The organism is Marivirga harenae (assembly GCF_030534335.1).
GTDB lineage: Bacteria > Bacteroidota > Bacteroidia > Cytophagales > Cyclobacteriaceae > Marivirga > Marivirga harenae.
The window spans coordinates 3,052,855-3,066,584 of record NZ_CP130565.1; the positions used below are offsets into that span (position 1 = coordinate 3,052,855).

8 protein-coding genes are annotated in these 13,730 nt (G+C 36.2%); 3 read left to right on the plus strand and 5 right to left on the minus strand.

Features of this window, described 5'->3' with window-relative positions; genetic code table 11:
• Window positions 1-270: 270 nt before the first annotated feature.
• The 5 genes from Q3Y49_RS13090 to Q3Y49_RS13110 form a co-directional block, all read right to left on the minus strand.
• On the minus strand, window positions 271-1,065 hold the full coding sequence (locus Q3Y49_RS13090; protein WP_303268756.1) for a PhzF family phenazine biosynthesis protein: 795 nt from the start codon (window positions 1,063-1,065) through the stop codon (window positions 271-273).
• A 116-nt stretch (window positions 1,066-1,181) separates the two neighbouring features.
• Complete coding sequence (locus tag Q3Y49_RS13095; RefSeq protein WP_303268757.1) at window positions 1,182-1,463, minus strand: DUF1272 domain-containing protein; 282 nt, start codon at window positions 1,461-1,463, stop codon at window positions 1,182-1,184.
• An 84-nt stretch (window positions 1,464-1,547) separates the two neighbouring features.
• Entirely contained in the window at window positions 1,548-2,120 is a 573-nt protein-coding gene (locus Q3Y49_RS13100; protein WP_303268758.1) for a type 1 glutamine amidotransferase family protein, read from the minus strand.
• Between the two features lie 74 nt (window positions 2,121-2,194).
• Window positions 2,195-3,133: an MBL fold metallo-hydrolase gene (locus tag Q3Y49_RS13105; protein ID WP_303268759.1), complete on the minus strand. Its 939-nt coding sequence runs from the start codon at window positions 3,131-3,133 to the stop codon at window positions 2,195-2,197.
• 32 nt (window positions 3,134-3,165) lie between these two features.
• Window positions 3,166-3,933, minus strand: coding sequence for a helix-turn-helix domain-containing protein (locus Q3Y49_RS13110; RefSeq protein ID WP_303268761.1), 768 nt, complete (start codon window positions 3,931-3,933; stop codon window positions 3,166-3,168).
• A gap of 819 nt (window positions 3,934-4,752) precedes the next feature.
• Between Q3Y49_RS13110 and Q3Y49_RS13115 the strand changes: the two genes are divergently transcribed.
• From Q3Y49_RS13115 to Q3Y49_RS13125, 3 genes are all read left to right on the plus strand, one after another.
• Window positions 4,753-5,244: a CIA30 family protein gene (locus tag Q3Y49_RS13115; protein WP_303268762.1), complete on the plus strand. Its 492-nt coding sequence runs from the start codon at window positions 4,753-4,755 to the stop codon at window positions 5,242-5,244.
• Between the two features lie 366 nt (window positions 5,245-5,610).
• Window positions 5,611-8,205 (plus strand): LamG-like jellyroll fold domain-containing protein, encoded by a 2,595-nt coding sequence (locus Q3Y49_RS13120; protein ID WP_303268763.1) that lies wholly within the window; start codon window positions 5,611-5,613, stop codon window positions 8,203-8,205.
• A complete protein-coding gene (locus tag Q3Y49_RS13125; RefSeq protein ID WP_303268764.1) occupies window positions 8,127-13,727 on the plus strand; it encodes a fibronectin type III domain-containing protein in 5,601 nt (1,866 codons plus the stop codon). The genes Q3Y49_RS13120 and Q3Y49_RS13125 overlap by 79 nt, the downstream gene beginning before the upstream one ends.
• Window positions 13,728-13,730 lie beyond the last annotated feature (3 nt).

Sequence of the window (13,730 nt, forward strand, 5' to 3'; positions counted from 1 at the left end):
TCTACATTATCCCTAGGATCAACCCAATAATCAAAGAATTCATCCCTAAACCCACTCTGGTCTTAGGGTCTCCATAAGGCCAAAACCTTTCCTTTCCTATAGAAATCCCCAACAAAAACGATTATCTTGGCGCCTTGCACCTGGACAACGGCAATTTGGATTTTATGATGCACCAAGAAGGACTGCTCATTCTTGCTGATGAAGCATTACCTGGGAACTGGTCCATATCTTTAATGAAGTTATGTTTAATATAATCGAGACTTGCTTGCTTTATAATTCAATTACTCCCTCCATATATTGAATTGCTTTTCCTTTGATCAAGACTCTATCGTTTTGTAATTCACAAATTAATTGGCCCTCTCTTTCTGAAATTTGATGGGCACTAAAATGAGTTTTATTTAATTTTTCTGCCCAGAAAGGAACAAGCGTGCAATGAGCCGAACCCGTGACAGGATCTTCAAAGATAGTGGCTTGAGGTACAAAAAGACGAGAAACAAAGTCTACTTCACTGCGATCAGCTCTAGCAGTTACAATTATTCCTCCGGGATCAATATTGATTTGGTTTAATAGCTGCTGATTGGGTTTTAGGTTACGTATTTCTTCTTCACTATCGTATAATAATAAATAATCACGTGCTTTCCATACCTCCTTAGGTTGTATGTTTAAAGAATCTGAAATGATAGTAGGAAGAGAAGACGGTGCTGCTGGCCTAGATGGAAAATCTAATTCGTAAAACTTTCCTGTTCTTTGAACCTTCAAGGTGCCGCTTTGGGTTTCAAAGGTTATGGAATCCAGAGCTGTTTCAATATGGTTCATGATTACAAAAGCTGATGCTAAGGTGGCATGCCCGCACAAGTCCATTTCGAATTCAGGTGTAAACCATCTTAATTGGTATTGGCCTGACTTAATCTTTACAAAGAATGCTGTTTCAGCTTGATTATTCTCGATAGCTATTTGTTGGAGTACCTTATCATTTAGCCAATTCTCCAGCGGACAAACAGCAGCTGGATTCCCCCCAAATAATTGATCAGTAAAAGCATCAATCTGATAAATCGGAATTTTCATTATTTACCTGTTTTTAATAGGTGATTATACATACAATTATTTGTTTCTTTCCCCACACTGCTTGAATTACTTTGCCTAAGTTATTGAGCAAGTTTTGGCAAAGGAATCTCATTCCATTATCTTTCTCTTGGATTAATATCCACGTATAGTTCTAGATATTTATTTTCTATTACAGGTTTATAGATTTTGCTATCCCTAGCGGGATGCTTTTTAAGCATCTCTTTTGGTCTTGTAGGCCGCTTTTCAAAACCTCCGCCACAATTAGGACAGACATTCTGCAGAACATTTTCGACACAATCTTTACAGAATGTACATTCATAGGTACATATCATTGCCTCGCTACTATCGTTTGAAAGTTGTTTGTTACAATTTTCACAATTCAATCTTATTTCTAACATAAGTTATTTTTTAGGTTGACCAACATATTGGTTCGTGCTTTCAGTTGGAAAATTTATGAGCTCTTTGTCTCAGTTCTTACTATTCTATTCACTCCAAATCCCATTTTTAAACAATTGAAACCACTTTTCAATACTGCTTTCATAAAGTTCAATAAACTCAAAAACATGTTTTGAAAACTCAATCGGAGCGATGCCATTGGCTGTAATTATATTGTCATCAGTAACTGAAAGTGTATTTTGATAATTTTCATCTCCCTTGTATTTTGGGGCACTTGATTTCAGATAGTAAAGATCATTGCTGGTATGTTTTATACCATTTAATATGCCCAATTGACCAAGGAAAGTAGTCGCCCCACATATTGCAGCAATAGGCTTTTCAGCCTCGATTAGCTCTACTAGCATTGCTTCCAGAGCATTATTAGATCCCTTTTCCCAAGCATCACCTCCGGGTAGCACTAATAGGTCAATGTCTTCAATAATTAGATTTTCTAGCGAAATGCTGGGTTGTATTTGAAGCCCCCCTGCAGAAGATACCATGCTACCGGACTGAGAAAAGTAAACTAAATCCCAATCCTTGCTTTTCTTTAACTCAGGAGTTAAAAATGCAATCTCCCAATCTGAATACCCGTCAAATAAAAATATATATGCTTTTTTCATTTCTTGATCTATTTTATTTCATAAAGTACTGCCAATTTGTTAAATGCTTATTTTTAATCCTACACTGATTTAGATTAGCGCTCATGGCCATAGATGATTTCGACCTGAGGGAACATTTCATGAAAACTTCTTAACTGATTTAAGCTGTTTACTGCAGCTTTTTGATCATCCACCCATCCTGGTTCTATATTGTTTTTAAAGCCGTACTTAGTATGACTGGCGTCACCGGTTAAAAGTATGGAACCTTCTGTGGTATTTAATAAATACGACAGATGACCTTTAGAGTGACCAGGTGTATGAATTGCTAATATTGATCCATCACCAAATATATCCATTACATAATCAAAAGGTTTTTTGCTGAATCCTTCCGCCCAATCCATTTCGTAAAGTATTGATTTAGAAGTTAGATGGTTGGAGCTATATAAAAAAGGTAAATCGAGGTATTTATCTCCTTTTCCAATGTATTTAGGTATAGAACGATCAATCTCGGGCATTCCAGCAGTATGATCTCCATGTAAATGCGTAAAGAATATTCCTTTGATCTCTTTGTTTTCTCTTTGTAATTGTGCGCCAATATTCTGACCTGAAGTCTGTTTTGACTCGATAATATAATTAGAGGCCAAAAATCCGTTAATATTACCATCCTTTTGGAAGGAACTATCTAGTCCCGTATCAATAATGTACCAGCCTCTATCTTGATGATGGAACATGAAAACAAATACATCTACCCATAAAAACTCTTTTAATTTACTTTTATCGTCTAATTTATCAGTATTTAACATCCCACTGCGAGGGACTTTAACAGACCCTGTTTTAAGTACTTTAAATTGATCGATGGCTGAATTATTAGCTAATATTTCTCCCCAGGCTTTCTCGGATAACTCGGTGGCAGGAAGCTTATAATTTTTTCTACTCGGGTTTTCTCCACTGTTCAAAATAAACACTAGATTGATAGCAATAACTACTACCGATACGATTAGCACAATTAATGATATTCTGTTTGTCTTACTCATAACTTTGTATTTTCTTTTTTACAAAGCTATTGCTAGTGGGGAATGGAAACTTGAACGAATTTGCTATTCTTAGTTAGTAGGGACGGAGGAATCCCTATCATTTTAGTAAAAGTTCTTGTCATATGGGCTTGGTCGGCAAACCCAGCTTGGTAAGATGCAGCAGTGAGGGGTTCTCCCTGCATAACCATTTCAATTACGATTTGAAGTCTGTGCCATAAAATGTAATTACGAATCGGCAAGCCCATCACTTCTTTGAAAAGGTGTAGCAATCTACTTTCACTGAGGTGAGCTACTTCCATCAAGCTTTCTGTATTTAGATTTTGATGAATATTTTCAGAAATATATTCTACCACATTGGTGATCCGTTCGTCCTTTCGAGAAACATTTTCGTCTACCGTTAAATAGAAAGCCTCATGGATCATAGTTCGAATTGCTGACCAGTTTTTATGATTAAGATTTTCTAAAAATGTATTGATATCCATTGCATCAAGAGTAGTTAAAGAAATATCAATTATAGCATGTTTTTTCAATTGATTATTCAATATCCATTCTCCCAGACTGGACTCGGGATCAATTTCGATGCTGATTATGGGAATATTGCTGGCGTCACACTCATGAGGAAAATTCGGCGCAATTAATAGACCCTTTTTATTTACCCATTTACCTAAATGATCCTTTGATAAAAAATTGTCACTCACGGCTACCACAACTTGAATTATAGGGTGGCTGTGATTTGTGATAGTTCGAGGGTGGCTGCCGTAAAACACCCTCATATCTTTCCATATTATAAAGTGATTCATAGTATTTTTATTTCCCTGAGCTAATTGGTTTAGGGAATAGATCTAGGACTCTTATTCCTATTTATAAATGTAATACTCAAATGCTTAATGAATTTAGCTATTACTTTTTCACTTTTCTAAAAATTCTATTCATATCTTTGGATCTCCGCTAAAGGAAATTTTCACTTAGTAGTACCTTTGAATTTTCTTCTGAATTTGAATAGCGTCTGTCTGAAATTGAAATCAATATTTTAAGGTAGAATATATGAAACAATTTTAAATCATGTCACCACCACAACTTTAAAAACACTTTTGGAAAGAGTGCTAGGCCTGTTGCAACTGTTTCTTCTTCCTCTTTCTTCCAATCATGAATTCCTTCATCTCTTTCAATCAATTTCATAGCTTCTAAAACAGTATCATCATTTTCAACTTGCTTTTTATCCCTTGCTAATCTCTTATTCGCTATTTCTTGATATCATTCCAATCGGGGAATGATAAAACTAGCAATGGTGTGATCGAGGCCCCATGTTTCACTCTCGTCAAACCCTCTCTCGATTCTTTGCTGTTTAAACTTCTCTTTCATTATCTTTTTCTGTGATAGAAAACAGACATTGGGTATATTCAGGTCTTTTGTGTCAATTCATTCTGATTTCATAAGAAATTATTTTAGTATTTTTTAAAATAAATTTAGCTTTATTTAGTGCTTAATCATCTAATCTCCGATGCCATGCAGGTAATATAAACAAATCCACTTTCCTAGTTGTTTTCATCGCATTAGTAAGAATATATAAATAATGCATAATGTTCAAATTTATATTTATCAGTTTAATCCTATTTACAATGCATACAAACATAATCTATGATTTTGATTCCAATAAAGCTATAAATACCTGGAGTGTAGTGGATGATACCGTAATGGGAGGGATGTCAAATGGAACTTTTCAGTTATCTAAGGATGGTCATGGAGTGTTCACTGGATATGTAACTACGGAAAATAATGGAGGTTTTTCCTCTGTTCAATATGAGTTTGAAAAGATGAGTGTAAAAGGCTACAATAAAGTAGTGCTTAGATTAAAAGGAGATGGGAAAAAATATCAATTTAGAATTAAGGCAAGTCAAAGCGATTATTATTCCTACATTAATGAGTTTCCCACTTCTGGCGAATGGCAGGAAATTTCAATTCCTTTGCACGAGATGTCCCCGTCATTTAGAGGTCGAAAGTTAGATATGCCCAATTTTTCTGGAGATTCGATTGAACAGCTGGTATTTTTGATTGGCAATAAGAAAAAAGAAAGCTTCCGCTTGATTATTGATAAGATTGAATTGCAGTAAGAATAATTTCCTCTTTATCCTTAATTTTAAGGCACTTCTACAATTAATAGTTTTTAGTAATAATAGCAGAACCTTTTTAGACAAAGTATTACTTCATTTTTAGTTCTCACGTTTCATAATTTCAGGAAAAAGCTATTGAATCATTTTTATTGCTCTCGCTCATCTGTTTCTGATATATTCTGTTGATAATCAGAAATATCCCGATACTAATATTAAAATATTAATATTTAGTAAAAAATATATCCTAAAAATAGCATGAGATAAGTTTTTTTGCTACATTGTTTTTGTAAGCTACTGATATTCAGAAAAGTATATAATAGCAGTTCAGTTTACTGTTTGTGGTGGTTGCAAAAATTGAGTAATAGAGTGAAAAAACTTCTTATAATTTTATTGATTCTTTTCAGCATTAAAGTTTATAGTCAAACCCCTAATTTTAAATGGGTTGGGGGAGATACGACTGTGAATCCCTCTGGTTCTTTACAAAAGACTTATGTTGGTCCAAGGCAGTTTGCGGCATCTTGGCAGGATGAAGATGGAAATTATTATATTTTTGGTGGGGAAGGATATTCATCCGAGGGGAAATACGGAATCCTAAACGATTTCTGGCAATATGACCAAGACAATGGTGTTTGGAAGTACCTCAGTGGAAATATAGCAGTTAATAGCATAGCAGAAAATGACAATGCACTTAGATTTGACGGAAAAGATGATTACGTTCAAGTAGACGGCTTAATCCCGTATAGAAGTGATTTTACATGGGAAGTTACATTTAGAAAAGGAGTTGACAATAATGCTTATCAAGGGCTTATTTCTCTAGACAATTTTAGCTGTTGCTATCCAGATGGTGTAAGCACTAATTTCGGATTATTCTTGGTTAATAATGCCTTATATTTTGAACGTCCCGGATTTGTCCAACACTTTGTTTCTAATAATATAGAAACCAACGAATGGAATAATATCTCCATGTCTGTGGAAATTAATGAAAATGGTGCAAATGAATTGATTAAGTTTTATATCAATGGAGATTTTATCAATTCCCTTGAAGATGATTTCGATGCGCTTATAGATGATACTGATACTACATTGATGGCGACCATGATTGGTCGTCAACGGTTTTCGTATTTCAAAGGCTCAATTGATGATGTAGTAATTTGGAATTACGCGAAGACAGAAAGCGAAGTAATAAACGAATTGAACACTGCCGTTTTACCGAATGATAGTAGATTAACAGCTTACTTTGATTTTAATCAAGGTATTGCAAATGGCGATAATACTGAAACCATCATTCTAGATACAGAAATCAAATATTTTTCGAGGGAAGATTCTGTAGATAATAGTTTAGTGGAAAACCAATGGAGGCTATCACCTGACGTAAAGATTACCAGGGAAAATGACTATCCATTATTTAATTATGCTACTACTCCTGTTTTCAATTCTTTTGACCAACCATTTAAGACCGAGTGGGCGACAGGGACTACCGCAGAAGCTGAGCCAGAAAGTTATGATACCTTCTATGAGATTTACTTAAATATGTACTATAGTCCCGAGGGCTTTGTGGATAATCCGATTTCACTTTTTTTGCCAGAGGAGAACAGATACTTTGATGTAGAATTCTCACAATACACGGAAGATCCCTCTACCACAGGTGGCCCTGGAGGAGGGGGATTTGCAGTGTCTTATACGGAAGTTTTGGAAACTATTGCTTTCGATACTTTGGCCGACAAATCAATCAATGATTTCGATGGAAAGCTAGTTAATTTTACAAATAGAGATGCTCCCTATTTTAAGGGAGAAATAGCTCAATTAAGAGTCTGGAACGTGGCAAGAACAGAACAAGAGCTTGTCAACAATTTATTAGATGTAGATCCTGAAAGTGCTGGGCTCATGGCCTATTTCGATTTTAATGACGGAATTCCTGAGGGGGATAACAGCGGAATTTCACATGTGTTAGATAATACTTCTAATAATTTCGATGGCAATATCATTGGATTTGATTTAGATGGTATTAATTCCAATTTTAATCAAAGTACTTTACCTGCTGCAGCTGAATCTACAGGAGTTTTAAAATTTGATGGTTTAAAAGATAATATTGAAATTCCTAACCTAGCAGTTTTTAAGGATAACTATACTATTGAAACCTGGTTCAAAACCGCGGAAGATGGAACGTTATTTTCGTGGGCGCCACCAGGGGCTGAAAGTTTCTGGCTTGAAGGAGGGATCACTTTTTTTATACAAAGTGGAGGTCTGGCAGTTGATGTATTTAATGTCGGAGGGCCTTATGGCGTTAGGAAGAATGGCAATGATATTACGGATAACCAATGGCATCATGTGGCATTTACAATTGAAAAAGATATCAGCGGAATAAATGAAAGGATTCGAATTTATATTGACGGGGTTCTGGAAAACGAAAGCTTCTATAACTTCTCAGATATTATTAATGATGGAAGCGGTAATTTTATTTCCAAAATTGGATTCACAAATTTTAATTTTCCGTTTTTAGATTTCTCATCTGGTGGATTAATTCCTAATAGCACCTCAAATTGGGTGCCAGGAAAGGATGGAAAAGCCCAAATTTCCAAATCTCAAAGTTTTTATATTTCTGATAATGACGGTAATTTATGGATGTTTGGAGGTAAAGGCCTAGATGAATTTGCCAGTGAGGTAATGACTGCTGATTTAAGAAAATATAATTTTGAAACCTCAACTTGGGATTTTATTTCAGGTATTGAAGATGACAATGCAAGTGGAATATATGGTAATCTCAATGAAGCAAATGTCAATAATCGGCCAGGGCCAGACTCGCCACGAATGGTTGGATTACCAATGATTCCATCTTCATTTTCGGGGGTGAAGGCTATGATAAAAATGGTGAACTTGGGTTTTTGGGAGATTTATGGCTTTATGACATTGGAGATAATATTTGGACTTGGTTGGCTGGAGCTGATACAGTTAATTCCTTAGGTAACCACGGGGGAAAAGGGGTATCAAATGAAAACTTTATTCCCGAATCAAGGAAGTTATTTTCCACCTTTCAAGATGGAGAAGGTAATTTTTGGCTTTTTGGCGGTCAAACATCTAGTGAAAATAGTAATCGAAACGATTTATGGAAATATAATCCTCAAAATAGTGAATGGACTTGGGTTTCTGGAGGAGATCAGGGTGATGAAGCTGGCGTTTATACTGCCCTTGGTGAGGCTGATCCCTCTAATCAACCTGGCGCACGGTCAGGTGCGCAAGTTTGGTACCAAGATGATAAACTTTGGGTTTTTGGAGGATTGGGAGTTGATGTCAATGGTCAAGTTTTAGATCGACTCAATGATTTTTGGTCCTTTGATTTTAATAGTAATTTTTGGACTTGGGAGGGTGGACCTAACTTTGCTGGAAACACTGGCAATTATGGTGAATTAGGGATTCCTTCATCGGAAAACATTCCGGGGGCTCGTGATAATGGAAATACATTTGTTGATCATGAAGGTCAGCTAATCATGTTTGGTGGCTATAAGTTTACTCAAGGTAGAGCAGGTACTTATAATGATTTGTGGAGTTATAATATTGAAACAAAAGAGTGGACATGGTTAGACGGAATTAATCAAACTGCCGGTCTAAGGGTAACAAGCTCGATTGGTGAATTAGGAGCTGGAACTAAACTATTTCCAAAAGCAAGAAATGGAGGTCACACATGGGTTGACAATGATGGGAATTTTTGGCTGTATGGAGGCAGTCCCAATGCTAATTCAGGATTAGGGATGCTGAATGATATGTGGAAATACGATTCCAATAATGACTTTTGGACTTATTATGGTGGGTCGGTGGATGCAGATAGCACAAAAGGAGTATATGGAACAAAAGGACTAGGAGCAGTAACCAACAAACCCAGATCACGATGGCATGGTAATTCCTGGTATGCCAATGACGGCAAGCTATGGTTTTTTGGTGGAATTTCAGCTGCTGGTGATGGAGGAGATATCGTTTGGCTTAATGATCTTTGGAGCTATGATCCTATTGGGGAAATTTATACTTGGGAAAGTGGTAGCAGTCAAGCAAATGAACAAGGGAAGTATGGTTCCAAAGGTATTCCTAATATTAATAATAGTCCAGGAGCAAGAAGCAGTGCCACTTCTTGGGTAGATGAACAGGGCAATTTCTGGCTATTTGGTGGATATGAAAGCTTCGAATACTACAATGATTTGTGGAAATTTAATCCGACTGCTAAAACTTGGACATGGATTTCAGGCCGCAACAGCCAAAATATTCCGGGGTCTTATGGAGTGCAAGGAGAGGAAAACAACCAAAATGAAATTGGGTCAAGAAGATATACGGGATCTTGGGTTGATGATGAAGGTAATTTCTGGGTATTTGGTGGACAAGGTAGAGACAAAGCCTCACAATTGGGGCTGCTTAACGATTTATGGAAATATAATCCGGAAACGAAAAATTGGATATGGATGAAAGGTTCCAATAGCGTCAATGCAACTGGTCATTATGGTACTTTAGGTGTTCCTAATCCCGATAATAATCCACCAGCAAGGTATGGTTATACGCATTGGAAAGATAATGTTGGTAATTTATGGCTTTTTGGTGGAGTTGCAGTTAGCGAATGGTTCAATGACCTATGGAGATATGATGTCAGAACAAATGAATGGACGTGGTTTGGAGGTAGTAAGGCAACATTTGACGAATTAGTTCTTCTGGCCCCACACTATAATTTTAGTAACTACGGAACCAAAGGAATTGTTGATCCGACTAACGTTATTGGCAACAGAGAACGCGCCATGGGATTTAAAAATGATAATAATGCTTTTTGGTTATTTGGGGGAAGGACAAATACTGTGCTTGGATATAATGACCTTTGGCAAATCACTTTTGTACCAGGGAAACCGTATTTATATCCTCTCGATACTATTCAATCTAACTCGTTCAGCATAAGTTTTGATGAGGCTTGGGCCTCGTCTTATCAAGTTCAATTATCATTTGAAGAGGACTTTAGTGATATTATCTCTGAGTTCAATATAACTGATAGAAGTATTTCTATAGGAGATTTAGATCCTGCCACCAAATATTATTATAGAATTAAGGCAATAAATGCTAATGGAGAGTCAGACTTTACAGATCAAAATCAAGTATTAACCTTGCCTGCTAAGCCTTCATTTAAACCCATCACCAAAGGACAATTAAATCAGAGAGATGCTGTACTAGTATGGGATTTATTAGCTGGCGAAATTGATGAATATATTTTGCAGATTTCTACTGACTCAACATTCACGGATGAGGCAGATTTGATTTCAGGATATGCTTCAAAATCAATTGACAGTGACATAAATAGCACTTTGATAGAGGGGCTTTCTTCTGGGACCAACTACTATGGCAGGATTAAGGCCAATAATAGTTCAGGTAGCTCTCGTTATAGTGATGTAGTTAGTTTTCTTACTAAACCCTCGGCTCCAGATTTAAATGAAACTACTATTCGTAATTCAATAACGCAGAGCAGTTTTCAGCTAATTTGGAATCCTGGAACTGGAGTGTTTGACAAGTACATACTATATTTAGCTGAAGATATGCAATTTGAAAATCTTGTAACTTCCTTCAATGGAGTGGATATTTCAAAAGATGTAAATACATTCATAATAAATGATTTAGTGCCTGGAAGCGAATATTTCGTTACTTTGTTATCCGAGAATTCATCTGGAGTTTCAGAGACCTCCGATACTTTAATGATTTTAACTAGACCTGAAGCTCCAATATTTAACACAACTAATTATTTGTCGGGAGTTACACAAAATGACGCGATTTTAAATTGGGAGGTCATTCCTGAAATTTTTGATGGCTACGAATTACAACTTTCTCTTGACTTTAGCTTTTCAAATGAAAACTTATTTTTAGCTGGTTATGGCAAGGATGAAATTTCGAGAACGATTGACAAAAGTCAAAGTACAGATACAGTAAGAAATCTTGAAGCAGGTACAACCTATTTTGCTCGGGTCAGGGCTTTTAATAGTTCAGGAGGCTCAAATTATTCTAATGTGGTTGCAATAGAGACCATTCCTAAAGCGCCTTCTTTTAATATTATCAATAATATCACTCAAAACTCAGCCTCTGTAAGCTGGAGTAATCCTTCCGGAGCGGAATCGTATTTAATTGATGTTAATACTAGTCCGGAATATTTGACAGATAGTGCAATATTTGAGAATTTTCCTGTTGCAGTGGCTTTTCAAATTTTGGAGGACTTAGAACCGGGTACCACTTATTACACCAGACTGCAATCTACAAATGAAAACGGAAGCAGTGGTCTAATAACGCCATTCGATTATAGTGATACTTCATTTGTCACGATTCCTGCTAATCCATTTTTGGAGACAGCTCTGGAGATACAGCAAAATACTGCTTTAATTAGCTGGGAAAATGTAAAAGGAGCAAATCGATATCTTTTGGATGTATCAAATAATGGATTTCAAACTTATATTAATAATTACCAAGGAATCGCAGTAGATGATAATGAATTTCTCATTGAAGAGTTAAGTCCTGGCCTTCAATACCAGGTGCGATTAAAATCCCAAAATGGCTCTGGAAATTCAGCTTATTCTAATGTATATGTTTTTAGAACCATTCCTGCGCAACCGATCGCTAGAGATGCTTCAACCGTGGCTGCTACTTCCTTTACTGCTAATTGGGATCCATCAGTTGGTGCTGATTATTATATTTTGGAGGTGACAGACGATGATTTTTTTACCTACACCGAACAGATTATTGACTTGGCCATTCCAAGTCGCGTATCTAACTTAGTAGAAGGGAATTCTTACAAATACAGAGTTAAAGCAGGAAATTCATCTGGTGTTTCACCTCCTTCAAATGCAGTTGAAGTAATAGTTTCCACCAATTCTCAAACCTTAGCTTTATCTAATTTTGATTTCCAAGAGGATTTTCGGTCTGGAGAAGAATCAGTTCCCATAGATATTCAACTCGGTGGAGGCCAGGGGCAAATAAGCTGCCTGATTCGATACAAAGGGATACTGGACAATAATTGGCAAGATAGTGTTCTCTTGACGACCATAGGTAACCAGCAGTACAGGTTTACGGTTCAAGAGTTCATGCTTGATGAATTGGGCTTTGAATTTGAGCTTTTTATTACAGATGGTATTACAAGTATTTTGAGGTCAAGAAATCTAATTTCCAGAAGTTTTAGTAACGAACAAAGTAGCATAATTCCACTTTTGAACATAAGTTCGCGTTGGCAGATGTTTTCAATTCCATATATTCTAGACGATAACTTAATAGAAACTATTTTCAGCAGCCTTGGTCAGCTGGAATATGAAACCGAGTGGCGATTGGTGCATTATGATGGAACTAACTATGTGGACGCAGGTGCTGGTATTAATCGAATAGAACTTGGCAAAGGCTATTGGCTAAATTTTAAATCCCAAGAGGAAACCCAAATTAAAGTTGGAAGTGGAAAAGTGAATATTGCATCTCCTTTTAATATGGTTTTGCGTGAAGGGTGGAACCAAATTGGTAATCCCTATAATGTCACCTTAAATTGGGATGTTGTACGTTCTGCAAATCAAGTTTTTAATAGCGTTGCAAGGACTTTAACTTACGACCCTCAAGATAATGGGTTCGAAGAAGATATTTTAATTAATGCTTTTGAAGGTGCATTTGTTTGGTCTGATATTGACACGGAATTAGTGATCAATTTACGGGGATCTTCTTCCTTTAGAGTAGCCGGGAATGAAGAGAATTATTTTTCTGGTAATATTGACCAAGCTCGATGGAAGTGTCCAATAAATATTGAGTTTGCAAATGGATTGAAAAACATAGCTAACATCGGGATGTCGGAAGAAGCTCTATTAGGAAAGGATCATTTAGACAAGATGCAAGTTCCTAGATTTGTGGAATTCACAGAGATGTATACTCGTCATGAGGATTATTTTTACCCTTATTTCCAGCAAGATATTAGACCTTCCGCTAATATAGAGAGGTGGCTATTTAATTTGTCTTCCAATCAATTGAAAGGAACCGTAAAACTAAGCTGGGATAATGAAGCATTTAAAAATAGTGTGAAGCAGCTATGGATAATTGATGAAGAGAATGGGGTCCTGGTCAATATGAATGAGATCAACAGCATTTCCCTAGATATAAAGGATAACCATCAAATCTCAATTCATCTCACTGAAAATAAAAATGAGCTGCCACTTCCGTTTAAAATGTTGATGGGAAATCCATATCCTAATCCAACGAACCGCATGAACAATGTGAATATATTGTTACCAGAGGCAATGGAGAATTATGAGATTTTGCTTTCACTTTATAGTGCTGACGGTAGTAAGTTAGCAACTTTGGCAGAAGGGGTTTATGAAGCAGGTATTTACAATTTTCAACTAGATTTTGAGGATTTTGAAAATGTAAGTTCTGGTATGCTGATTTATAAATTGGCAGTAAGTGGTCCTAATGGGCAAACGATATTCAGAAAAGTAATTTTAAATAAATAGAGA